Here is a 22,821-nt window from a genome sequence, read left to right as displayed (position 1 = left end):
AACCGAGTGCGGCGCACCCGCGCGTCATCTCTGAGCCTCAGCATACGGTGCCGCGCACCCACCGGCCAGGACCCGCGCTCGCTATACTGTTGAGTCAGTGTGGGCGCTTCGGCGCCGAGATGAAATTGGGGTGATCATGGCAGTGACGACAGGCTCTGATCGGGCACGCGCAACGCTCGCCTTCCTGCGCCGCAAGATCACGACGGGCGAGTGGCCGGTCGGGAGCAGAATCCCCATCGAACCCGAGCTCGCGGAGCAGACCGGCGTGGGCCGCTCAACCGTGCGCGAGGCGGTGCGCTCGCTCGCGAGTATCGGCATGATCGAGACGCTTCCGGGGCGGGGCACGTTCGTGCGCTCGGCCGCACCGACGAGCACGCTCCTCAACGAGTTCCTCACCGACTTCACGCTCGAGGAGATCCTCAGCTACCGCCGCGCACTCGAGGTCGAGGCCGCGCAGCAGGCAGCGATGCACCGCACCGATGAGGACCTGGCGGCCCTTGAGCGCGCGGCGACCGAGGAGATCGGCTGCACCCGGTGCCCCGTGCTCGGCTTCGCCGGCGGCGAGGACTCCGCCTTCGACAGCAAGTTCCACCGCCTCATTTTCGACTCGGCGAAGAACCGGCTGCTCGCGGCGCTGTACGCCGGGATCAACGACCGACTGCGCACCCCCGAGCACCGCGGCCGCCTCGCGAACGTGGCCACCGGGGCCGAGATGGAGCGGGACCACGCGCGCGTGCTCGACGCGATCCGCCGCCGCGACTTCATCGACGCCGTGCACGCGATGGTCGACCACGTCGACCACGACGTGGTGATCGTGAACGACCAGCACGAGGTCGTGCCGCCGCTCACGCGCACGCCTGAGCAGCAGCAGCGCATCGACACCGCGCGCGAGGCGCAGGACAAGGCACAGGCGTAGCTCGCCGCCGGCCCGCCGGGGCCGGCCCCGCGCTGGGATCCAGCGGCCACGCCCGCGCCCGGCGGTTGAGCTACCCGAGCTCGCGCGCGACGTATGCGGCGAGCGCGTCGCGCACCAGTGTGGCACCGAGCTGCCCGCCATAGTTCGCGGCGAAGCGCTCGTCGGCGACGTACATCTCCCCGAGCCCGCGGAGGCAGCCAGCGAGGTCGCCGCCCGGCGCGTGCGCTGGCGTGCCGGGGACGCTGCACAGCCAGGCGACGTGGCGCTCAGCGAGCGCCCGCGCCTCGGGCCCGTCCGGATCCGCGCCCGCCGCGGCGGCGGCGCTCCAGTCGGCGTTGAGCGCGGCGACGCGCGCTTCCCAGTCGCCGCGCTCGTCCGGGGCGAGGTCGCTCCACCAGCGCTCGCTCGCGGCCGCGGCTGGCTCGCCCCAGCGCTCGGCGACCTCGGTGCGGTGCCGTGCGTGGTCAAATCCTGCAAACATGTTCTCGGACATCAGGTCTCCTTCAGTGTGGTGTGGTGCGGCGCCAGCTCGCACGAGCGCCGCGATGGTGCGCTCGACCGCCCCGATCTGCGTGGACACGCGCTCGCGCTCGGCGCGCAGCAGCTCAAGGTGGGTGCCCAGGATGCGCGCCTCGGCCGCCGCGGGGTCGCTGTCGGCCGCCGCTTGAGCGTCCTGCGCACTGAGCACCTCGGCGATCGCGCCGAGGCCGAGCCCCAGCTCGCGCAGCAGCAGGACCCGCTGGATCCGCACGAGCGCGCGCTCGTCGTAGTAGCGGGTGCCGGTGGCGGCGACCCGGCTCGGAGTGACCAGGCCGAGGTGGTGGTAGTGGCGCAGCGCGCGCGAGGTGGTTCCCGCGGCGCGCGCCACCTCCTGGATTGATCGCTCCATCCGGACACTCCTTCCGAGGCCGCGGCGGCCCCTCACTCACACTCTAAAAGTTGACGTCGCGTCAATGTCAAGCGCAGCCTGCGCGGGGGCTCACCACCGCCCGCGTACCATGGAGCCGTGACCCCCAAGATTCTCCTGTACTACGTGTTCGCCCCGGTCGCCGACCCGGAGGCGGTGCGGCTCTGGCAGCGCGAGCTCTGCGAGTCGCTCGGGCTGCGCGGCAGGATCATCATTTCAAAGCACGGCATCAACGGCACCGTTGGTGGTGAGCTCGACGCCTGCAAACAGTACGCGCGGCGCACACGCGAGTACGCGCCGTTCGCCGGCCTCGAGGTGAAGTGGAGCGACGGCACCCGGTTCGAGGAGACCGCTCCCGCGCTGCTCCACGGCGTCGACCGCAGCGCGCCGTGGCGCCGCACCGCAGACTTTCCCAAGCTCAGCGTGAAGGTGCGCGACGAGCTCGTCGCCTTTGGCATCCCCGACGAGACCGTGGTCGACGCCACCGGCGTGGTCGGCGGCGGCACCCATCTCTCCCCCGCCGCGGTGAACGAGCTCGTCGCCGAACGGGGCGACGACGTGGTCTTCTTCGACGGTCGCAACGCGTGGGAGGCCGAGATCGGCCGCTTCAAGGGGGCGGTGGTGCCCGACACCCGCACCACGCACGACTTCATCGCCCAGATCGAGAGCGGTGCGTTCGACGCGATCAAGGATCGCCCGGTCGTCACGTACTGCACCGGCGGCATCCGGTGCGAGATTCTCTCGGCGGCGATGACCGAGCGCGGCTTCAGTGAGGTGTACCAGATCGACGGCGGGATCGTCCGCTACGGCGAGGCGTTCGGCAACGACGGGCTCTGGGAGGGCTCGCTCGCGGTGTTCGACGGCCGCGAGTCGCTCGACTTCGCGCCCGGCGCTGCAACGATCGGGCGCTGCACCGCGTGCGGGACCCCCACGGCGCGGCTCGCCAACTGTGCGGACACTGACTGCCGCGCACGCTTCGTAGCGTGCGAATCACACGCGGACGCGCGCTGCCCCGAGCACGCCGCCGCCGCGGTCTAGCCCGCGTCAGTCGGAGCGCAGGCGGGCGAGCGCGGCGTCGCTCGCGGCGAGCGCCTCGGGCTCGGTGAAGTGGCCGGCCGCGCACAGCGTGCCGAGCCCGTGGACCATGCCCCACAGCGCCCGCACCTCGGCCGCATCGCCGAGTCCTGCCGCGTGGGCAGTCTCTCCGAGCGCCCGCTCAAGGCGCTCGATGAGCGGTGCCATCGCCGCGCTCGGCTGCGAGGGAATGCACACGAGGGGATCGTAGACCACGTTGAACGCGTGCGGATGCGCCACCGCGAAGCTAATGTACGCGGCCCCGCCCGCCCGCAGCCGCTGCGCCGGACCGGCCGCACTGGCGATCGCCGACTCCACGGCCTCGGTGAGCTCGCGCATGCTGCGCTCGGCGAGCACCCGGAGCAGCCCGAGCCGATCCGTGAAGTGGTGGTACGGGGCGTTGTGGCTCACGTTCGCGGCCCGCGCGACCTCGCGCAGGCTGATCTCCGTGGCCGGCAACCGCTCAAGCAGCTGCATCGCGGCGTCCTCGAGCGCCGCGGCGAGCTGCCCGTGATGGTACGTGCCGCGTGAACTTGACATGCGCAACATTGTCCCCTATCTTGACACTGACCACATGGGTTGACACTGTCAAGATAGGATCCTTCGTGCCCACTGCCCTCGTCATTGACGGCCACCCGAACCCAGACTCGCTCAGCGCGGCGCTCGCCCGCAGCTACGCCGAGGCGCACGGCGACGCCCGTGTCCTGGCGCTGCGCGACCTCGACTTCGACCCCCACATGCGCTTCGGCTACCGCCAGCGAATCCCGATCGAGCCTGAGCTTCAGGACGCCCGCGACGCTCTCCATAGCGCGCGCCGCATCGTCATCGTCGCCCCCATGTGGTGGGGCGGGGTACCGGCGCTGCTCAAGGGGTTCTTCGACCGGGCGCTGCTCCCCGGGCAGGAGTACCGCATGTCGACGGCCGGCCTCCCCGTCGGGCTGCTCCGCGGGCGCAACGGCCGGTTCTTCATGCTCGCGGACACCCCGGCGCTCGGGCTCCCGTTCACCGGGAACGCCGCCGCCGGCCAGGTCGCGCGCCACACCATGCGCTTCGTCGGGGTACGGCCGTTTCGCGTGCACCGCTTCCTCGGTGTCGGAGCGGCCAGCCCGGCGCGCCGTGAGCGCTGGATCGAGCGCGCCGCCCGGCTCGGCGCGGGCGACGGGCAGCACGACGCCCGGCGCGCGCGGCGCGGCGGACCGAGCGCACACCCTGAGCGATCGCATACCCCAGATCTCAGCGCCGTCGCCTAGTCTGCTGGGGTGCACCGAGAATCAGACCCAGCCGCCGCGGCCGAGCCCCCAGCGGCTCCCCCTGCCGCGCCGGACGGTCCCCGGTGGGAGCCATACCCCGGCGCGGCTGCCGCAGTCGTAGCTGTGCCCCAGGACTCGACACCAGTGGCACACGCCACCGGTGCTCCCGCCGCCGCGGCCTCGCTCATCGAGCGCGCGGTGGACCGGGTGCTCTCGATCCAGCGCCCCCTCGTCCTGGCGCACCTCCGCCGTGTGGGGGCACGCAACCCAGACGTGGGGCCGCTCGCGCTCACGCGCGCACTCGAGCGGCGCTACATCGCGGCGGTCACCGCCGGCGGCAGCGGGGTCGGTGCCGCCGCAGCGTTCCCGGGCGTGGGCACGGTCGCCGCGCTCGGTATCGCGAGCGCCGAGACCGTCGGCTTCCTCGAAGCAACCGCGCTCTACGCGCACTCGCTCGCCGAGCTGCACGGCATCACAATCCGGGATCCGGATCGCGCCCGCATCCTCGTGCTCACGCTGCTGCTCGGCGACGAGGGCCTGAGCCTGCTCACCCAGGTCACCCGGCAGGCCACCGGCGGCGCTTCACGCACCTCGTTCTGGGGAGAGCTCGTCTCCTCCTCGCTCCCGCGGCAGCTGGTGGGGCCGCTCGCCGGGCAGCTCAAAGACATGTTCATCCGCCGGGCCGCGAAGGCGGGTGGCGCATCGGTGGTGAGCAAGGTGTTGCCCTACGGGATCGGCGCGGTGCTCGGCGGATCCGGAAACTACGTGATGGCCCGCCGCGTCGTGGCGCGCTCCCGCACCGCCTTTGGCCCCGCGCCGCACGCGTTCACGCTGGAGCTCGCCGAGCTGCGCGCGCAGACCGCCGCGAAACCCACGGTCCGCGAGCGCACCCGCACCCGACGCGCCGCGCGCTCGGTGGAGCGTGCGGGTGCGCGTGCGGGCCGCACCGACCCGTCGGCACACGCCGTCGCCCTCGGCACGGACGCGGCGGGAGGCGCGCACGCGACCGCGGCAGGCAAGACCCCGCCGGGGCCCTAGGCCCCCAGCCAGACCGGCGGATCCTCGCCCCAGGGGCGCCCCGCCCACGGACCGGGTGTCGGCCGCCAGCTCGGCCAGTACGCGGGGCCCGCGATCGCGAGCGCGCCCCACTGGCTCGGGGCCGTCGCGAGAGCGGGCGGGACGGCGTCCGGGCCGGGCGGGATGGGTGCCCGATCCGCCACCGCGGTCCCGGACCCCAGCAGCTGCGCGATCCCCTCAAGCACCGTCTCGACCTCCCCGCCCGTGCCCCGGGCGAGCAGCGACATGACGCCGCCGGCGAGCAGTGCGCCCGCCGAGTGGTCGAGCGCCTGGGCCGGCAGCTTCCCCGGGACCACGCCGTCGGGCGACTCGCGCAGCGCGATCCCGGTCGCCGCCTGCACCAGACTGTCGAAGCCGCGGCGGTCGCCCCACTCCCCGCCGGCGCCCCAGGCGACCACGCGGGCGTTGACGACGCCCGGAAAATCGGCCGCAATCTGCTCGGGTTCGAGACCAAACCGGCGCAGCGCGCCCGGGCGAGAGCTACACACCACCACGTCGGCTGCGGCGAGCAGCTCGCGCAGCCGGGCAAAGTCTGGGGTGGCCGCGAGGTCGAGCAGCGTGGAGCGCTTCCCTCGGCCGGTGTCGAGCCACTGCCAGAGCGGCTCGGGGCGCCCCGGCGCGTCGACGCGCAGCACGTCCGCTCCGAGGGCCGCGAGCGCGCGGGTGCCCACCGGCCCCGCGATCACGCGAGTGAGGTCGAGGACCCGGACACCCGCGAGCGGTGCGGCGCGCGTTCCGGCGCGCTCCCCGCCCCGGCCGCGACCGGTCTTCGCCGCGTCGCGGGCGCGCACGCGCACGGGCACGGGCACGGGTGCACGGTCGCCGACCGCCCCCGCCGCACCGCGGCGCTCCGCCGCCCACTCAGGCACGCTGCGCATCGCCACCGCGAGACCGCCGGCCGCGTAGACCTCGTCCTCGAGGTGCCGTGCCGATCTCTCTCGGATCGCTGCGGCCGCACCGGCCCGATCGGAACCAACGACGCCGAGCACGCGGGCCAGCGCCGCGGCGTGCCACGCGTAGTTTGCGTGAGTGCGCACCCAGCCGTCCGCGGCCGGGAAGAACCCCGACAGCGGCGCCCAGGCCGGAAACGGCTCGCCGCCGAGCCGCCCCAGCTGATCGCTGCGAAACGAGGCGGCGATCCGATCCGGGTCGAGGCTGATGCGCCCCTCCGGGGCGCTGCCCGTGCGCGCGGCGTGTGCGGCGTCCGCGGCCAGCGCCATGGCGCCCACCGCATCGGCCGCAAGCTCCGCGGTGGGCAGGTGCCCGCCGAGCGGGACCGGCCGGGCGAGGTGAAGCCGCGCGGCGTCCGCCGGTGGCAGGCCGAACGCGGAAAGAAACCCGCCCACGAATCGGCCCATCACGCGATCCGGACTACCAGATGCTCACGCGCTCGGCCGGATCAAGCCAGAGCGCGTCGCCGGGCTGCGTCGCGTACGCCTCGTGGAACGGCGCGAGGTTGCGCAGGATCTGGTTGCACCGGAACTCGTTGGGCGAGTGCGGATCGATCGTGAGCAGGCGCACCGTTTCTTCCGGGCGCGACTTCTGCTGCCAGGCCTGCGCCCACGAGAGGAAGAAACGCTCCGCGCCGGAGAGCCCGTCGATCACTGGCGGCTCCGCGCCCGCAAGCGAGCGCAGGTAGGCCTTCCAGGCGATCTCAAGCCCGGAGAGGTCGCCGATGTTCTCACCAATCGTGAGCTCGCCATTGACCGTCTGGCCGTCCGCCCCCTCGGGAGACAGCGCGTTGTACTGCCCAATGAGCGCGCTCGTGCGCTCCTCGAACGCGGCGCGGTCAGACTCGGTCCACCAGTCGGTGAGCTTGCCGTCGCCGTCGTAACGCGAGCCCTGGTCGTCGAAGCCGTGCCCGATCTCGTGGCCAATCACTGCGCCGATCGCGCCGAAGTTTGCCGCGCCGTCAACGCGCTTGTCGAAGAACGGCGGCTGCAGAATCGCTGCCGGGAACACGATCTCGTTGAAGCCCGGGTTGTAGTACGCGTTGACCGTCTGCGGCGTCATGAACCACTCGTCGCGGTCAATCGGCTTGCCCACCTTGCCGAGTTCGCGCACAAACTCCGCCTCGGACACCGCGCGCGAGTTGCCCACCAGATCGCCCGAATCGACCGTGAGTCCCGAGTAGTCGCGCCACTTCACCGGGTAGCCGATCTTCGGGGTAAAGCGGTCGAGCTTCTCGAGCGCGCGCGTGCGCGTGTCAGCGCCCATCCACTCGAGCCGCTCGATCGAGTCGCGATATGCCTCAATGAGGTGGTCGACGAGCCCGTCCATCGCGGCCTTCGCGTCCTCGTCGAAGTGCCGCTCCACGTAAATGCGGCCCACCGCCTCACCCATGGCGCCCTCGACGAACGAGACGCCGCGGCGCCAGCGATCGCGCTGCTCGGGGGCGCCGGTGAGCGCCGTGCCGTAGAAATCGAAGTTCGCGCGCGAGATCTCCTGAGAGAGCAGCGACGCGGAGCTGCGCACGATCCCCCAGACCGTCCAGGCGCGCCACGCGTCGAGCTCGTCCTCGACGAGCAGTTCAGCGAGCCCGGCGAGCGCGTCGGGCTGCGCGGCGACCACCTCGGCGAAGGCGGCCTCCGGGGCCCCCATCTCGGCGAGGTACGCGGTCCAATCGAGCTGCGGCGTGATCTCACCGAGCTCGGCGAGCGTGCGCAGGTTGTAGAGCTTCTGAATGTCGCGGCTCGCGACCTTGTCCCAGTGCGAGGCCGCGATGCGCCGCTCGAGCTCGTAGGTGAGGCCAGCGAGCCGCTCCGCGTCGGCCACCCCGGCCAGGCCGAGCATGCGCGCGATGTGCGCCCGGTACTGCTCCCGGACCTTCTCGAACTGCTCCTCACGGTAGTACGACTCGTCGGGAAGGCCGAGCCCACCCTGCATCACGAAGACGATGTAGCGCGCCGGATCACCCGGATCGTTGTCCACGAACATGCCGAAGAACCCGCCGGTCCCCTGGCGCTCGAGCCGCGCCTGCAGCGCCACGAGCTCCGCGATCGACGAGACCGCGAGCGCCCGCTCAAGCTCGGCCGCGATCGGCTGGGCCCCGAGCGCGTCAACGCGGTCGGTGTCCATGAAGCTCGCGTACAGCGCCGCAACCTTGTCGGCCTCGGTGGTGGCCGGGGCGCCCGCGGCCGGGGACGGGGTGCCGGTGATGATGTCGCGGACCGCCTCCTCGGCGTTCTCGGCGAGCACCGCAAACGAGCCGTAGCGCGCCTTGTCAGCCGGGATCTCCGTGCGCGCGATCCACTTCCCGTTGACGTGCCTGAAGAGGTCGTCTTGCGGGCGGATCGCCGGATCAAGTTCGGCGAGATCGATACCGGAGGCTGACGCTGCTGTGCTCATGCGCCCAGCCTATCCGGGGCCCCTGACACTCGATACTGGAAATTGTCGCCGGTGTCCGCGGCACCCGCTACGGTGTTGCTCATGCCCCCGGAACCCGCTGACGACCACGTTCCGAGATCCGGCGCGGGGCGCATCGTCCCGGAGGCAGCCCCGCCGCCCACGCCCCGCACCGCGCGGCGACGAATCGACCGCGGAATCGCGAGCCTCGCGATCCCAGCACTCGGCGCGCTGATCGCCGAGCCGCTCTTCCTCGTGGTCGATTCGGCACTCATCGGGCACCTCGGGATGGCCCCGCTCGCCGGGCTCGCCGTCGCGAGCGCGATCCTCCAGACCGCTGTTGGTCTCATGATCTTCCTCGCGTATTCCACGACCCCGCTCGTCGCGCGGCGGCGCGGCGCCGGAGACCTGCGCGGCGCCGTGCAGGCCGGCATCGACGGGCTGTGGCTCGCGCTCGCCATCGGCGCGGTTGTCGGCGCCGCGATCTGGGCGCTTTGCGGCCCCCTCGTGTCGGCCTTCGGTGTTGATCCGGCCACCGCGCAGCAGGCGCGCACCTTCCTCTCAATCTCGTGCCTCGGGATCCCGGCGATGCTCGTCGTGTTCGCGGCGAGCGGGCTGCTGCGCGGGCTGCAGGACACGCGCACCCCGCTCGCGGTCGCCACCATCGGGTTCGCGGTGAACGCGCTCTTGAACTGGTGGTTTATTTACGGGCTCGGCCTCGGGATCGGCGGCAGCGCGTGGGGCACCGTGATCGCGCAGTGGGGAATGGTTGCCGTGTATCTCGCGGTGATCGCGCGCCACGCGAAGCGTGCGGGCGCCGGCGCGCTCCCGCACCGGGCGGGCCTGGGGCACGCCGGGCGGAGCGGCGGGTGGCTCTTCATCCGCACGCTCGGCCTGCGGGCCGCACTGCTCGCGACGGTGTTCGCCGCCACGAGCCACGGCACGGCGGCGACCGCCGGCTACCAGATCGTGTTCACGATCTTCTCGACCGCGGCGTTCGCGCTCGACGCGCTCGCGATCGCCGCCCAGGCGCTCATCGGCGACGCGCTGGGCGCGCGCGACGCGGCGCGGGCCAGACTCGTCACCCGGCGCAGCATCTTCTGGGGCGTCGGCTGCGGCGTGGTGATCGGCGCGCTGCTCGCCGCCACGAGCCCCGTGCTCGGCCGTGTCTTCACGAGCGACGACGCGGTGCTCGGGATCCTGCCCCCGGCGCTCCTCGTGCTCGGCATCTCGCTGCCGCTCGGGGGGCTCGTGTTCGTGCTCGACGGCGTGCTGATGGGCGCGGGCGACGCGCGCTACCTCGCCTGGACGAGCCTCGTGAACCTGGCGGTCTACCTGCCCATCCTCTGGGCACTCACCGTGCTCGTTCCGAGCGGCACCGCCGGCCTCGTGGCGCTCACCGCCGGATTCACGATCGTGTTCATGCTGGCCCGCGCGGTGACCCTCGGGCTGCGGGCGCGCGGCGGGCGCTGGGTGCGGCTCGGTGTTTGAATCGGTGGCTGAGTCGGGGGCTGAGCTGGCCTGACCGGGGTCTGAGCTGGCCTGATCAGGGTCTGAGCGGGGTCCGAGCGGGGTCCGAGCTGGCCTGACCGGGGTCTGAGCCGGGCCCGGTAGCGGCGGCCGCGGGGCACGCAGTCGGCGCCGCGCCGAACACCGGTGCGCACGCGCGACGCGCCCCGTAGACTCACCTGGTGACCACCTCTGACGCCGCACAGAATGCGCGCAGCGCCCAGCGCTGGACGATCGGCGTGCTCGCCGTTTTTGCCCTGCTCGGAGCAGGTTTTGGCAGCTGGTTGAGTCGGCTGCCCGCGGTGCGCGATCACCTGGGCGCGAGCACGCTTGAGATGAGCGTCTTCGGCCTCACGCTCGCGCTCGGTTCGCTCACCGGCCTCATCTTCTCGGGGCGCACCGTGACGCGGCTCGGGCCGCAGCTCACCCTCGCAATCGGCATCATCGGCCAGGCGATCGCGATGCCCACCGCGGCGGCGCTGTTCTGGGCACACCTGCCCGTCGCGGCCGCGGCGTTCCTCGCCCTGTTCGGCATCATGTTCGCCACCTCGGACGTCGCGATGAACGTGAGCGGCGCGGCGGCCGAGCGGGCCCTCGGCAAGCCGCGAATGCCGCTGTTTCACGCCGCGTACAGCCTGGGGAGCGTGAGCTCGATGGGCCTCGGCGCGCTCGCCGAGGCGCTCAAGATCCCGGTCCCGCTGCACCTCTCGGTGCTGTTCGTGATCCTCGCGATCGGGGTGCTGCTCGCGCTGCGCGTCGTCCCCAACGTCGCGCACTCCGGGGACGCCGAGCAGCTGCCGCCCACGAGCGTGCACACCGGGCCGATCCAGATCGTGCCACAGCCCGCCGCGCCCGCCGAGTCCACCGGCCCCGCGCCCCGCGCGTACACGCCGTGGCGCGATCCGCGGATCCTGATCATCGGGCTCATCGCCATGAGCATGAGCCTCGCCGAGGGCACCGCGAGCGATTGGCTGCCGCTGGCACTCACCGACGGCCGCGGCTTCGCCAACGAGACCGCCGCGCTCCTGCTCGGCGCGTTCTTCATCTCGATGACGGCCACTCGCGTGGCCGGGTCCTGGCTCCTCACCCGGTTCGGCCGCGTCGTCGTGCTGCGCGGTGGGGCGCTGCTCGTGATCCTCGGCGTGGTCCTCACGATCCTCGTTCCGGACACCTGGGCCAGCATCGCGGGCGCCGTGCTCTGGGGCATCGGCTGCGCGTTCGGGTTCCCCGTTGGCGTGTCCGCCGCCGCCGACAACCCGCGGACGGCGGTGCGCGACGTAGCGGCGGTCTCCGCAATCGCCTACACCGCCTACCTGCTCGGGCCCATGCTGATCGGCTTCCTCGGCGAGCACTTCGGCCTCCTGCAGGCGTTCTGGCCGATCGTAGTGTTCGCGATCATCGCGTTTATCTTCGCGGGGACCGCGCGCGAGCCAGCCGCCACCGGCGCCGACGCCCGCTGACCCGCGAGCGCTCGCGTCGCCCGGGGTATCGGGCGCGCGGGGCGTCGGGGGCGCGGGGCGTCGGGGGCGCGGGGCGTCGGGGCGCGGCGCCTCGGGCTGCCGGCTGCGGGCGGGGCGGCTCGCCGCGCAGGCCGGGCACACCCGGCGCCACGAAAGTGCGGGTAAACTTCCTCAGGTGCGAATCGTTGTTGCTGACTGCTCTGTCGACTATGCCGGCCGGCTGTCGGCCCACCTGCCCCGTGCGAAGCGGGTGCTCATGCTCAAAAACGACGGCAGCATCCTCGTCCACTCGGACGGCGGCTCGTACAAGCCCCTGAACTGGATGAGCCCGCCGTGCTCGCTCGCCACGCTCGAGCTCGACGCCGAGCAGGAAGAGGCCGGCATCGTGGAGGCGTGGCAGGTCACGCACAAGAAGACCGCCGACAAGCTCATCGTCTCGCTGTTCGAGATCTTCCACGACAGCTCCCACGACCTCGGCGTGGACCCCGGCCTCATCAAGGACGGGGTTGAAGCGCACCTCCAGGAGCTGCTCGCCGATCAGATCGAGCTCGCGGGCGAGGGCCACACGCTCGTGCGGCGCGAGTACATGACCGCGATTGGCCCGGTCGACATCCTCGCGCGCGATGCGAACGGCGGATCGGTCGCGATCGAGATCAAGCGCCGCGGCGGGATCGACGGCGTCGAGCAGCTCACCCGCTACCTCGAGCTCATGAACCGCGACCCGAAGCTCGCCCCCGTCCAGGGCGTCTTCGCCGCGCAGGAGATCAAGCCGCAGGCGCGCACGCTTGCCGAGGACCGCGGGATCCGCTGCCTGGTGCTCGACTACGACGCGATGCGCGGCATGGAGGATCAGAACACGCTGTTCTGATCCGCGCTGACGCAGCGATGCCCGCCGCCAGCGTGACTGCTGACGGCGGGCATCTGCCGTTCGTTCTCGTGGCGCGAGCTACTTGTCGCGCAGCTCGTCCTTGACGTCGTTGCGGGCCTTCACGGCGTCGCGCTCGGCCTCCGCGCGCTTCACATCGGCCTCGGCGCGCAGCTCGTCGACCTTGTCCTTCGCTTTGTCGACCGTGTCTTCGACGGCCTGGCCGGCCTTCTTGACCGCGTCCTCAGCGTTGTGCTTTGCGTCTTCAAGAAATCCCATTGGTTTCCCCCTTCGTTAACCGTTGGTGGAACACCAGTGTTTCGCGGGAATCTGTGAGGACGAGGAGTGCTTGCTGAACGCCCCAGCGATTCCCGGGCGTGTCACCTGACCGGGAGCGCCGTGCGCGCGGGCCGGGCCGCCGCCGCGAGACCGGCCAGAATGATGTCGAGGCCGCGCCCAAACGAGGCGTCCAGATCTGCTGCCGGATCGCTGATCGGCGCGACCGGTCGCGTCACGTCGACACCCTCGGGTTCGCCGGGGGCCGCGGGGCCAGCGTCCGCAGCCACCGCCGGGTCGGCGATATCGACAAGCGCCCCGAGCGCCGCCGCCTGCCGGTGCGTCTGCGTGGACTGCGCGTGGCCGAAGGTGAAGAGCAGCAGCGTGCGCGCGCCGTCGAAGCCGACGAGCTGGGCCAGCGAATCCTCGACGCGCGAGCGGCCGAGCCGAAACGCCGTGGCCGTGGCGACCACGTCGGCCCCGTCGCGCACCGCGAGCATCGCCTCGCGCAGGTCAACACAGAGCCGGCGCGGATCCCCCGCGGCAGCCCCGGCGGCGGTGACCCGCGGCCCGACGCCGAGCACGATCTCGTCCGCCATGAGCGCGAGCAGACTCTGCTTGTTGGGGACGTGGTGATAGAGCGCGCTCGGCTGCACGCCGAGCTCGGCCGCGACCCGCCGCATGGAGCAGTTCTCAAGACCCTGCGCGTCGAGCACGCGGAGGCCCGCGGCGACCACATCGGCGAGTGAGTTGCGCATATTCTGATCCTACCGCTAACCTGAACACCATTCACCAGAACACCGTTCAGGTTGGGTTGCATCTTGACCCACCAGCAGGAGGACACGCATGACCGAATCCGCAGCCACCACCCCGGCACAGCCCGCACACCGCCGCACCCGCCCGGCCACCGACATCGCCCTGATCGCCGCGTTCGCGGCCCTCATCGCGGTCTGCGCGCTCCTCCCCGCAATCAGCGTCGGCGGCGCCGTGTCCATCACGCTCCAGACCTTCGCCGTAATGCTCGCCGGAGCCGTGCTCGGCGCGCGCCGCGGCTTCCTCGCCGTGCTGCTCTACCTCGCCGTGGGCGCGATCGGCATCCCCGTGTTCTCCGGCGGCGCCGCCGGACTCGCACCGTTCGCCGGCCCGTCCGTCGGCTACCTCGTCGGGTTCCCGTTCGCCGCGCTCGCGACCGGCTTCTTCGTCGAGCGGCTCCCCCGCGCGAAGATCGCGACGAGCATCCCGCTCATCTTCCTCGCCGGCCTTGCCGCGAGCTTCATCTTCATCCACCCGCTCGGGATCCTCGGCATGGCGTGGCGCGCCGACCTCACGCTGAGCCAGGCGTTCCTCGCGGACCTCGCGTTCTGGCCGGGCGACGTGGTGAAGAACCTCCTCATGGGCGTGGTGGCCACCGCCGTGCACCGCGCGTTCCCCACGATCCTGCCCCAGCGCCGCCGCGCGCGCGCCTCAGCCGCCACGGCACCGGCGGCCCCCGCGGCGCCGTCCGCGACCTCCCCCGCCGCGCGCCGCGCCGAGTAGGATCGCCGAGTGATCGAGTTTCGCAGCGCCGCCGTTGTTGTCCCCGGCCCCGAGGGCGACACGACGGTGCTGCACCCGACCACCCTCACGCTGACCGAGCGACGCGTGTCGATCATCGGCGCGAACGGCTCCGGCAAATCAACGCTCGCGCGCCTCATCAACGGCCTGGTCGAGCCGAGCTCCGGCAGCGTCGGGATTGGCTCGGCCGTGGGCCCGCACGCGCCGGGGTCTGGCAATCCCGCCGACACCGCGACCCCGCTCCTCGACACCCGTCGCGACGGCGCCGCCGTGCGCCGCGCGGTGGGCTTCGTCTTTACCGATCCGGCAGCGCAGCTCATCATGCCGACGGTCGCCGAGGACATCGCGCTCTCGCTCCGCCGCCGCGTCCGCGGCAAGGCTGAGCGGCGCGCGGCAGCCCTGAGCGCGCTCGACCGCTTCGGGCTGCGCGCGCTCGCCGATCGCAGCGTGCACACGCTCTCCGGCGGCCAGAAGCAGCTGCTCGCCATCGCATCGGTGCTCGCGACCGAGCCCGCGATCCTCGTCGCCGACGAGCCGACCACGCTGCTCGACCTGCGCAACGCCCTGCGGATCGGCGAGTTCCTGTTCGGCCTGTCACAGCAGCTCGTCGTGGTCACCCACGACCTCGAACTCGCCGCGCGCGCGGATCGCACGCTGGTGGTCGCGGACGGCCGCATCGCGTTCGACGGCGCCCCCGCGGCCGCGATCGCCCACTATCGGGAGAGCGTCGCGCTCGAGCCGGGAGCGCCCGCAGCGGCGGAGGCACCGACGGCCCCGGGTGCACCGAGTGCCCCGGCGGCAGCGCCGAGCGCTGGCCGCGATCCGGAACCGGGCTCGTGAGCACCGTCAGCCCGCTCGGCGCCTACATCCCCGGCACCGGGCCGCTCCATCGGCTGCGTCCCGGCGCGAAGCTGCTCGGGCTCTTCGTCTTCGCCACCGCCGTCGTGGCGCTCCGCGGCGCCGCGAGCACTGGCGTGCTGCTCGCCGCGGCGATTGCGCTCGCCCTCCTGGCCGGGCTGCGCGGCCGGGACTTCTGGCGGGTCGTGCGCGGCTTCACCATCATCGCCGTCCCACTGTTCGCGTTTCAGGCCTGGCAGCACGGCTGGGAGCGCGGCTTCGAGGTGGTCGGCGACCTGTTCGCGCTGATCATTGCGGCGAGCGCGGTCACCGCGAGCACCGCCGTCGACGACATGCTCGACACCGTCGCCTGGGCGCTGCGCCCCCTCCGGCCGCTCGGGGTCGACCCCGAGCGCGTCGCGTTCGCGTTCTCCCTCGTGATCCGCGCGATCCCCAGCATCCTCGAGGTGGCGCACGAGACGCGGGCGGCGGCCCGAGCCCGCGGGCTCGAACGCAGCCTCCGCGCCCGCGTTGTGCCGCTCGTGTTGCGCACCGTCGCGCAAGCGCAACTCACCGGCGAGGCGATGACCGCGCGTGGGATCGGCGACGAGGAACCGGAGCCACGGCCGCGACGCCGCACGCGCACCACCCCATAGGCTAGACGGCATGGATGAGGAGCAGCTTCCCGAGGGTGTGCACGCGGACTACGCGAACGAGGACGTGCGGGCGGCGCTCGCGGCGTTCACCGCGACGCCCGACTACCCGCACCTCGCCGCGTTCCTCACCGCGCTGCGCGAGGGCTACCTGGTCGTCGACGTGAGCGGCACCTCGGGGAAAAAGCGGGGCGCGCGGGTCCGCACGATCCGCTCAACCTCGGGCAAGCTCGTGCTGCCCATCTTCACCTCGCTGGCCGAGCTGCGCGAGATCGTTCCCGCCGAGCGCAGGGCCGAGCTGCAGGGCGCCGTGCTGCCCGCCCGCGACGCGCTCGCCCTCATCGCGTCGGATCGCTTCGTCGCGGCCGAGTTCGACAAGGGCTCCGCCGCCCTCGTGCTGCTCCGCAAGTACGTGACCCTCGCGGCAGGCACCGACCCGATCACGGCCGAGTCGCTCGAGGCGATGCGGTAGCGAGTCTCCCCGCGGGACCGCACCGGGCCGCGCCCCGGCCAGCGCTCGAGGTCGTGCCGCGCCCCACAAACGCCGCGAGCGGCCCACCCAGACGGGCGGGCCGCTCGCACTCCGTTCGGAGATTCGGCGTTTCGGTGCGGTACTGGCTACGCCGAGCGGCCGGTGAACACCCGGATCACCTGGACGATGCCCATGACGACCATCGAGATGCCGAGCAGCAGCCACAGGGTCACGGCGCCGAGCATCGGCGACACCAGGAGGACGATGCCAGCAATGACGCTGATCACGCCGTAGATGATCGACCACACCTTGTTGGGGCTCTTGCCGGCGACCGTGAAGGCCATGATGCCCTCGATCATCCAGAGGATGCCGATCGTGAAGGTGAGGAACAGGGCGAGCACGACGCTGGTGGCGCCGAGGTTGAGCATCATCACAATGCCGCCCGCGATGTAGAGCAGGCCGAGCAGGATGTGCCCCACGCGCGACCAGCCGGTCATCGCCTTGCTGAAGATCGAGGAGCCAACGTAGACGACGCCCACGACGAGCGCGTAGGCCGCCATGACGACCGCGAGCACCTGCATCGCGACGACGCCCGACTTGGCCGGGTTAAAGATGATGAGCAGGCCGAGCACCACGGCGATGAGGCCGCCGATGCCGAACGCCGTGCGTACCCCGTCGGTAAGGCGCGTTGCGATGTCTGGCTCACCCGTCTCCGGGGCGGTGGTGCTGTTCTCCGGCGTTTGCGTGGTCATGAGTCCCCCTCATGGTCGGTGTGCTCCCCTTCGGGAGCAGCTATGCTTCATCTCTACCGCATCCCGGACAAATTCTCTAGGCTCCGCGCCGCGCAGCCGGCGATGCGGCGTGCCTCACGCGGCCGCGCTGGCATCACATAGGCTGAGGGCGTCGCCGCGGCGGCGACCCGGGCCAGGCCCGGAACTCGCGTATCAAGGAGGATCATGAGCACCGGATCACACGGCGAAGTGCAGCTTGAAAACGAGCACTTCCGCGTCACACAGTGGACGATCGAGCCTGGCGGCGTGATCCCCTTGCACCGCCACGAGTACGAGTACGTCGTGGTCCCGCTCGTCACCGACACCATGCACGTCACGAACGCCGACGGCAGCGAGATCGTCGCCGAGCTGGTCACCGGGCGCAGCTACACCCGCCCCGCGGGGTCTGAGCACCAGGTCGAGAACCGCACGTCGAGCGCCAACGTGGTGTTCGTCGAGGTGGAACGGCTGTCGTGACCGCGGCTGCTGTCCGCCCGGTCGCGCCGACCGATCGCGCCGCCTGGGAGGCGCTGTACCGCGGGTATCGCGACTTCTACGGCAAACCCCACGATCCCGCGATCTTCGAGACCGTGTGGGGCTGGCTCATGGACCCGGCGCACGAGACCCGCGGGCTCATCGCGGAGGTCGCGGGCACGCCGGTGGGGATCGGGCACTTCCGGCGCTTCGCGCGCCCCATCGACGCCGCGCACGGGCTGTATCTCGACGACCTGTTCACGGCGGAGGCCGCACGCGGGAGCGGGGCCGGTGGCGCAATCCTGACCCGACTGGCGGAGATCGCCCGCGACGAGGGCGCGTCGCTCGTGCGCTGGATCACGGCGGAGAGCAACGCGACCGCGCGGCGGCTGTACGACCGGGTCGCGGCGCAGACGCCCTGGGTCACCTACGACCTCGCCCCCGCGAGCTAGGCGCCGGGCGGTTTGAGCCGCTCGCCTCGCGTTGTCCCGCGCCCTCGTCCCGCGCACCCCCGCACCCTCGCACCCTCGCACACGAGCGTGCGGCTCCACCACGAGTGTGCGGCTCCGCGCCGGCAGCGAAGCCGCACACTCGTCGCCGAGGGCGCCACTCGTGGGGGAAAGCGCCACTCGTGGGGGGCGCCACACGCGGGGGAAAGCGCCACACGCGGCAGGGCGCGGGCAGGGCGCGCGCTACTCGCGGAGGCGCTCCGTGCCCGGGGTCGGCTCGGTGCGGCCGTGCACCACGGTGTGCCCCTCGGCGTCGACGGCGACGAAGACGATGCTGTCGAGCGTGAGCACCTCCTGCCCCGTGACCGCGTTCTCAACGCGGCAGCTCAGCGTGATCGAGGTGCGGCCAAACTTTGAGACCCGGTAGTCGAGCTCAAGCAGATCGCCGCGATCGGCGCGGGCCGCGAAGTCGATCGCAGACATGTGCCGGGTCACCACGTCGGTCGTGCCGAGCTGAGTCACCGCGACGATTGCGGCCTCCTCGTCGACCCACTCAAGGAGCCTGCCCCCGAAGAGGGCGCCGTGCTGGTTGAGGTCCTCGGGCTTGACCCACTTGCGCACGAGGTGCCGGTAGTCGCTCATGGCGCAAGCTTACTGCTGAGCCCATGCGCCGCCGGAGACGCCGCCAGAGACTCAGGCGACACCGTCGGTACCGGAGACACCGGCAACCACCGAGTTCACCGCGTCGCCGCGCCTCCCACGCCAGCGTCCACCGCGAGCTCGGCGGCGCGCTCGATGATCGGGACCGTGTCGGCGCGACTGTGCTCAACGTGCGCGAGCGCGAGCGCGGCGGCACGCTCCACCTGACCGCGCACGATCGCGTCGCAGAGGTCGCGGTGCTCCCGGTGCAGGTCAACGTCATCGCGCTCGTTCGCGATGTTGAAGAGTCGCTTCACGCGGCCCCGGATCGGCAGCATGAGGTCGCGCAGCAGGGCGTTGCCGGCGAGATCGACCACGGCGTCGTGGAAGTCGGAGGTGGCGCGCGCGATCGCGTGGCTGTCGTCGCCCGTGATCGTCCCCTCGGCCGCGGCGAGCGCCCGAACCAGCCCGTCCCCGGAGGCCCCGGCGGCGCAGCGCGCGGCGGCCAGCCGAGCGGCGAGCACCTCGAGCGAGGCGCGCACGTCGAACAGCTCGATCACATCGGCGAGCGCCATCGGGGCGACCACTGCCCCGCGCCGGGGCAGCGTCCGAATGTACCCCTCGGCCTCGAGCCGCGGGAACGCCTCGCGGATCGGCACGCGAGACACGTTGATCGCCTCGGCGAGGTCGCGCTCCCGGATCCGGCTGCCCGTGGGGAGCGTGCCGTCGATGATGCGATCGCGCACCCACTCGTACACCGCTTCGCCGCGGGTCTGCTGCCCGGCGTCGCCGGGGGCCGCCTCGGCAGGGTCGCTGACGTTCTTCGCTGACATTCGCACCGATCCAGTTCCGTCACGCCGGCCGGGCACCCCGGCGGCGTGTTCTCTCTATGATGCCCGCGGAGTCCCGCGGCACCAATTTCACACATTCTGGCATTCCAAAAGCACGAATACCAGGGCGATTGGCACTAGATTTCGAGAATACGCAGGCTTTGGCATACAATCTACCCGGGCTCGAGTCCTCCCCCTGTGCGGGTGCAGCTTCGAGAACCGGCCACACGAGCAAAGGAGTCTGTGCATGACCGATCCCACCCCCAGCGCCGAAACCGCGCGGCCGCGCACGCTGAAGCGCGAGCTCGGACTGCCCGCGCTCATCGCCTACGGCCTCACGTCAATGGGCGTGCTCTCGGTCGTGTCGGTGTACGGTCCCGCGACCGCTCTGAGCGATGGCCACCTCCCCGCCGCGTACGTCGCGGCGATCATCATCATGCTGTTCACCGCGCACAGCTACGGGCGCATGGCCGCGCACGTGCCCATCACCGGCGGCGCCTACGCCTACGCTTCGCGCGCGTTCGGCTCGGCCACCGGCTTCCTCACCGGCTGGGTCATGCTGCTCGACTACCTGTTCCTCCCGATGGTCAACTTCCTGCTCTTTGGCCTCTACTTCAACAGCCTGTTCACCGGCGTGCCAGCCTGGGTGGGCACACTGATCTGTATCGCGATCGTCGCGCTCCTCAGCATCATCGGCGTGAACTGGATCAAGCGCATGAACTCGGTGGTGATCATCGCCTCGGTGCTCGTGATCGTCGTGTTCCTCACGCTCGCGATCATGAACGCGCCCGACCTCAGCATCGAGGCGGTCATGACGCCGCTGTCAATCGGCGAGGGCGGGATCGGACCCATCCTCGCCGCCGCCGCCATCGTCGCCTTCGCGTTCCTCGGCTTCGACGGGGTCTCCACGCTCGCGGAAGAGACCAAGGACCCGCGGCGACGCGTCCCGAAGGGGATCGTGCTCGCCACACTCTTCGCCGGCCTCGGCTACCTCGCGTTCTCGATCGCGGGCAGCCTGATCGTGCCCGACTGGACCACGCTCGAGAACCTCGACGCCGCGGGCACCGAGCTCATGCAGCAGGCCGGTGGCGACGTGCTCATGGTCGTCTTCGTGGTCGTGAACGTGGTCGGAATCGTGCTCTGCGGCACCGCTGCGCAGATGAGCGTGAGCCGCGTGCTCTTCGCGATGGGCCGCGACGGGATCCTGCCGCCCGTGCTCGCTCGTCTGCACCGGCGCTTCCGCACGCCGTACGTTGCGGCGTCGCTTGTATCGGTGGTGGCGCTGGTCGCGCTGTTCATCACGCTCGATCAGGCCGTGTACATGATCAACTTCGGCGCGCTCGTCGCGTTCGCGGTCGTGAACCTCGCCACCATCAAGGTGCTCTTCTTCGACCTGCGCCTGCGCAGCGGGTGGGGCATCCTGCGGCACCTGATCATGCCCGTGATCGGCTTCGCGTCGATCGCGTGGCTGTGGACCTCGCTCGCACCGTTCACGTATGTGCTCGGCGGGGTGTGGCTCGCGATCGGGGTGACGGTGTACCTCGTGCGGCGCCGCAAGAGCGACGGCCCGCTCGCGCTCCAGCTCGACGGGGCCGCGACCGAGGCGATGCCCACACTGCAGTACCAGGACTGAGCGCGCGGGCCGGTCGGCCGGTCGGACCGGCCGGTCCCCGGCCCGACCGGCTCACCGGCCGCCGGGCGGGCCCGCCGCCCCCGCAGATCCGACCCGAAACCACACATCCGACCCGCGAGACAGGCCGGTTGCGCCCGAGGAGCGGGGCGGATGTGGGCAAGCGGGTCGGATTTGCGGGGGCAGCGAGGCGCGGCGGCGCGGCGGAGCGGCCGAGCCGGCCGCGCGGGGCAGCCGGGCCGCCGCCTGCCCGCTACCCGCGCGGGAACACCGGCGGGAAGAGCTCGGCCTCGGTCGAACCCCCGGCCGGCGCGAGGGCGTCGCGCTCGGGGTAGGCGGCGCGCAGCTTCTCGAACACGCGCTGACCGGCGGCGCGCAGCGCTGCGGCGTCGACGCCCGGCAGCGCCCCGTCGCGAAGCACCACCCTGCCGGCGACCATGCTGAAGTGCGCGTCGCGGCCGGTGCCGGCGAGCGTCAGGGTGCGGATCGGATCGTCGATCGCGCCCATCCGCAGGTCGGCGAGCGAGAACGCCACGACGTCAGCCTGCGCGCCCGGCTCGATCCGCCCCAGGTCGGTGCGGCGCAGCGCGGCAGCGCCGCCCAGCGTCGCCGCGGCCACGTACTCCGCGAGCATGCCGCGCCCCAGGTCGCCGTGCTGCGCCTTCGCGAGCTGCACGCCCGTGTCGATCGCGCGGATCAGGTCGGGCGGGAACGAGTCGGTGCCGAGCGCAACCGTGACCCCGGCGTCGAGGTACTGCGAGAGCCGCTCAAGCCAGAACGCGTAGCGCGCGTTCGTGACCGGGCAGTGCACGATCGCGGCACCGGCAGCGGCGAGCGTTGCGAGGTCGCCGCGGTCCTCCCCGTGCACGTCCGGGTGCACGTCGAGGTACACCCCGTGGGCCAGGATCAGCCGCTCGTTCAGGAGCCCGGTCCGTTCGAGTAGGCCGAGCGGGGTGGTGCCGCGCTCGCGCGCGAGGACCCCGATCTCTGAGTCGAGGCCCTGCGTGGCGTGCACGCGCACGAGGGCGTTGCGCGCGGCCGACAGCTCAGCGGTGCGGCGCAGCAGCTCATCACTGACGGTCTCGACGCGGCACGGCACGAGCACGCCCGTGACGAGCGGGTCGGCGAGCTGCGCCACCGTGTCGAGGAAGCGCGCGGCCCCGGCGAACGCCGCCTCGCCCCGCGCTTCGTCCCAGTGGATCCCGTGCGTGCCGTCTGCGCGGGTCACGTGCACCCCCGAGCGGTACGACGGCCCGAGAAACACGCGGATCCCGAGCTCGCTCGCGGTGCGCGCCGTGTCCAGGAGATCGTCGTGCGTTTCGGCCCACGCCCCGTGCACCTCGGTCGCGATGGGCATCGCCGTGGTGATCCCGTGCAGCAGCAGCTGCGCGAGGCCGTAGCGCCGCAGCGTGGCGCGCTCGTCGGGGGTGAGCACCTCGCGCGGATCGCGCGCGTACGCTTCCGACCACTCGAGCCGCGCCTCGTGCTCGGGGCTCCACCACGAGTCGAGCAGCAGGTGGTCGATGTCGACGAGGCCCTCGAGGTCGATCAGCCCGGGCATGAGCAGGCTCTCCCCCAGGTCAATCACCTCGTCGGCCGCGGCGGCGAGCGCGGCGCCGGCCGCCCCGGCGCCGACGCCGGCAATCCGGTCGCCCCGCACGAGCACCACGGCGTCGCGCAGCTCCACGAGCCCCGGGGTCACCGCGCCGGTGGGCCCGGCCGGGTCCGCGGCGATCACGTGCGAGGCGCGGAGCGCGACCGAGCGCGCAGCGCCCCCGGCCCCCACGCCGCTGGCGGCCACGTCCACAGCGCCCCCCGCGGTCACGCCCACACC

General features: G+C 72.1%; 24 protein-coding genes. 14 read left to right on the top strand and 10 right to left on the bottom strand.

Features of this window, described 5'->3' with window-relative positions; translation table 11 throughout:
• Window positions 1-136: 136 nt before the first annotated feature.
• Window positions 137-916: a FadR/GntR family transcriptional regulator gene (locus EV139_RS06255; protein ID WP_130453438.1), complete on the top strand. Its 780-nt coding sequence runs from the start codon at window positions 137-139 to the stop codon at window positions 914-916.
• A gap of 70 nt (window positions 917-986) precedes the next feature.
• On the opposite strand, the gene EV139_RS06250 is transcribed toward EV139_RS06255, so the two are convergent.
• Window positions 987-1,805, bottom strand: coding sequence for a MerR family transcriptional regulator (locus EV139_RS06250; RefSeq protein WP_130453437.1), 819 nt, complete (start codon window positions 1,803-1,805; stop codon window positions 987-989).
• A 117-nt stretch (window positions 1,806-1,922) separates the two neighbouring features.
• On the opposite strand from EV139_RS06250, the gene EV139_RS06245 reads away from it, so the two are divergent.
• Complete coding sequence (locus EV139_RS06245; RefSeq protein ID WP_130453436.1) at window positions 1,923-2,861, top strand: tRNA uridine(34) hydroxylase; 939 nt, start codon at window positions 1,923-1,925, stop codon at window positions 2,859-2,861.
• A 6-nt stretch (window positions 2,862-2,867) separates the two neighbouring features.
• Here EV139_RS06245 and EV139_RS06240 read toward each other — a convergent pair whose 3' ends face one another.
• The gene (locus tag EV139_RS06240) at window positions 2,868-3,437 is read right to left on the bottom strand and encodes a TetR/AcrR family transcriptional regulator (protein WP_130453435.1); all 570 of its coding nucleotides are present in this window, start codon (window positions 3,435-3,437) and stop codon (window positions 2,868-2,870) included.
• A gap of 65 nt (window positions 3,438-3,502) precedes the next feature.
• Between EV139_RS06240 and EV139_RS06235 the strand changes: the two genes are divergently transcribed.
• Window positions 3,503-4,147: an NAD(P)H-dependent oxidoreductase gene (locus EV139_RS06235; RefSeq protein ID WP_130453434.1), complete on the top strand. Its 645-nt coding sequence runs from the start codon at window positions 3,503-3,505 to the stop codon at window positions 4,145-4,147.
• A gap of 144 nt (window positions 4,148-4,291) precedes the next feature.
• The gene (locus tag EV139_RS06230) at window positions 4,292-5,185 is read left to right on the top strand and encodes a hypothetical protein (RefSeq protein ID WP_130453433.1); all 894 of its coding nucleotides are present in this window, start codon (window positions 4,292-4,294) and stop codon (window positions 5,183-5,185) included.
• Here the strand turns inward: EV139_RS06230 and EV139_RS06225 are convergent.
• Window positions 5,182-6,582, bottom strand: coding sequence for a CoA transferase (locus tag EV139_RS06225; protein WP_130453432.1), 1,401 nt, complete (start codon window positions 6,580-6,582; stop codon window positions 5,182-5,184). The two genes, EV139_RS06230 and EV139_RS06225, sit on opposite strands and share 4 nt — an antisense overlap.
• 13 nt (window positions 6,583-6,595) lie before the next feature.
• Window positions 6,596-8,572: a M13 family metallopeptidase gene (locus EV139_RS06220; RefSeq protein ID WP_130453431.1), complete on the bottom strand. Its 1,977-nt coding sequence runs from the start codon at window positions 8,570-8,572 to the stop codon at window positions 6,596-6,598.
• Window positions 8,573-8,653: 81 nt separating this feature from the next.
• On the opposite strand from EV139_RS06220, the gene EV139_RS06215 reads away from it, so the two are divergent.
• From EV139_RS06215 to nucS, 3 genes are all read left to right on the top strand, one after another.
• A complete protein-coding gene (locus EV139_RS06215; protein ID WP_130453430.1) occupies window positions 8,654-10,060 on the top strand; it encodes an MATE family efflux transporter in 1,407 nt (468 codons plus the stop codon).
• Between the two features lie 200 nt (window positions 10,061-10,260).
• Window positions 10,261-11,538 carry an MFS transporter gene (locus EV139_RS06210; protein ID WP_130453429.1) on the top strand — a complete coding sequence of 426 codons (1,278 nt, stop codon included), beginning with the start codon at window positions 10,261-10,263 and terminating at the stop codon, window positions 11,536-11,538.
• 175 nt (window positions 11,539-11,713) lie between these two features.
• Window positions 11,714-12,406, top strand: a complete 693-nt coding sequence (nucS, locus tag EV139_RS06205) for an endonuclease NucS (protein ID WP_130453428.1) — start codon at window positions 11,714-11,716, stop codon at window positions 12,404-12,406.
• Between the two features lie 78 nt (window positions 12,407-12,484).
• Here nucS and EV139_RS06200 read toward each other — a convergent pair whose 3' ends face one another.
• Together EV139_RS06200 and EV139_RS06195 are read right to left on the bottom strand one after the other, a co-directional pair.
• Window positions 12,485-12,682 (bottom strand): hypothetical protein, encoded by a 198-nt coding sequence (locus EV139_RS06200; protein WP_130453427.1) that lies wholly within the window; start codon window positions 12,680-12,682, stop codon window positions 12,485-12,487.
• A gap of 101 nt (window positions 12,683-12,783) precedes the next feature.
• On the bottom strand, window positions 12,784-13,437 hold the full coding sequence (locus EV139_RS06195) for a TetR/AcrR family transcriptional regulator (protein ID WP_130453426.1): 654 nt from the start codon (window positions 13,435-13,437) through the stop codon (window positions 12,784-12,786).
• An 88-nt stretch (window positions 13,438-13,525) separates the two neighbouring features.
• On the opposite strand from EV139_RS06195, the gene EV139_RS06190 reads away from it, so the two are divergent.
• Genes EV139_RS06190 through EV139_RS06175 form a run of 4 tightly spaced genes read left to right on the top strand, consistent with a single transcriptional unit; the run spans window position 13,526 to window position 16,195 of the window.
• Window positions 13,526-14,215, top strand: a complete 690-nt coding sequence (locus tag EV139_RS06190) for a biotin transporter BioY (protein WP_130453425.1) — start codon at window positions 13,526-13,528, stop codon at window positions 14,213-14,215.
• 9 nt (window positions 14,216-14,224) lie between these two features.
• A complete protein-coding gene (locus EV139_RS06185; RefSeq protein WP_130453424.1) occupies window positions 14,225-15,073 on the top strand; it encodes an energy-coupling factor ABC transporter ATP-binding protein in 849 nt (282 codons plus the stop codon).
• Entirely contained in the window at window positions 15,070-15,726 is a 657-nt protein-coding gene (locus tag EV139_RS06180) for an energy-coupling factor transporter transmembrane component T family protein (RefSeq protein WP_130453423.1), read from the top strand. Before EV139_RS06185 ends, EV139_RS06180 begins: the two co-directional genes overlap by 4 nt.
• 10 nt (window positions 15,727-15,736) lie before the next feature.
• Window positions 15,737-16,195, top strand: coding sequence for an SseB family protein (locus EV139_RS06175; RefSeq protein WP_130453422.1), 459 nt, complete (start codon window positions 15,737-15,739; stop codon window positions 16,193-16,195).
• A 146-nt stretch (window positions 16,196-16,341) separates the two neighbouring features.
• On the opposite strand, the gene EV139_RS06170 is transcribed toward EV139_RS06175, so the two are convergent.
• Window positions 16,342-16,947 carry an HdeD family acid-resistance protein gene (locus EV139_RS06170; protein ID WP_130453421.1) on the bottom strand — a complete coding sequence of 202 codons (606 nt, stop codon included), beginning with the start codon at window positions 16,945-16,947 and terminating at the stop codon, window positions 16,342-16,344.
• Between the two features lie 204 nt (window positions 16,948-17,151).
• Here EV139_RS06170 and EV139_RS06165 point away from each other — a divergent pair, with 204 nt between their 5' ends.
• Window positions 17,152-17,442 carry a cupin domain-containing protein gene (locus EV139_RS06165; protein WP_130453420.1) on the top strand — a complete coding sequence of 97 codons (291 nt, stop codon included), beginning with the start codon at window positions 17,152-17,154 and terminating at the stop codon, window positions 17,440-17,442.
• Complete coding sequence (locus tag EV139_RS06160; RefSeq protein WP_130453419.1) at window positions 17,439-17,891, top strand: GNAT family N-acetyltransferase; 453 nt, start codon at window positions 17,439-17,441, stop codon at window positions 17,889-17,891. Before EV139_RS06165 ends, EV139_RS06160 begins: the two co-directional genes overlap by 4 nt.
• Before the next feature lie 240 nt (window positions 17,892-18,131).
• Here the strand turns inward: EV139_RS06160 and EV139_RS06155 are convergent, their stop codons facing one another.
• The gene (locus tag EV139_RS06155; RefSeq protein ID WP_130453418.1) at window positions 18,132-18,530 is read right to left on the bottom strand and encodes an acyl-CoA thioesterase; all 399 of its coding nucleotides are present in this window, start codon (window positions 18,528-18,530) and stop codon (window positions 18,132-18,134) included.
• 95 nt (window positions 18,531-18,625) lie between these two features.
• Window positions 18,626-19,360: a GntR family transcriptional regulator gene (locus EV139_RS06150; RefSeq protein WP_130453417.1), complete on the bottom strand. Its 735-nt coding sequence runs from the start codon at window positions 19,358-19,360 to the stop codon at window positions 18,626-18,628.
• Window positions 19,361-19,604: 244 nt separating this feature from the next.
• Between EV139_RS06150 and EV139_RS06145 the strand changes: the two genes are divergently transcribed.
• On the top strand, window positions 19,605-20,990 hold the full coding sequence (locus tag EV139_RS06145; protein ID WP_130453416.1) for an APC family permease: 1,386 nt from the start codon (window positions 19,605-19,607) through the stop codon (window positions 20,988-20,990).
• 250 nt (window positions 20,991-21,240) lie between these two features.
• Here EV139_RS06145 and EV139_RS06140 read toward each other — a convergent pair whose 3' ends face one another.
• Window positions 21,241-22,812: a chlorohydrolase family protein gene (locus tag EV139_RS06140; RefSeq protein WP_241988977.1), complete on the bottom strand. Its 1,572-nt coding sequence runs from the start codon at window positions 22,810-22,812 to the stop codon at window positions 21,241-21,243.
• Window positions 22,813-22,821 lie beyond the last annotated feature (9 nt).

This window comes from Leucobacter luti (assembly GCF_004217175.1).
GTDB lineage: Bacteria > Actinomycetota > Actinomycetes > Actinomycetales > Microbacteriaceae > Leucobacter > Leucobacter luti.
This window is presented reverse-complemented; position numbering and strand designations above follow the sequence as displayed.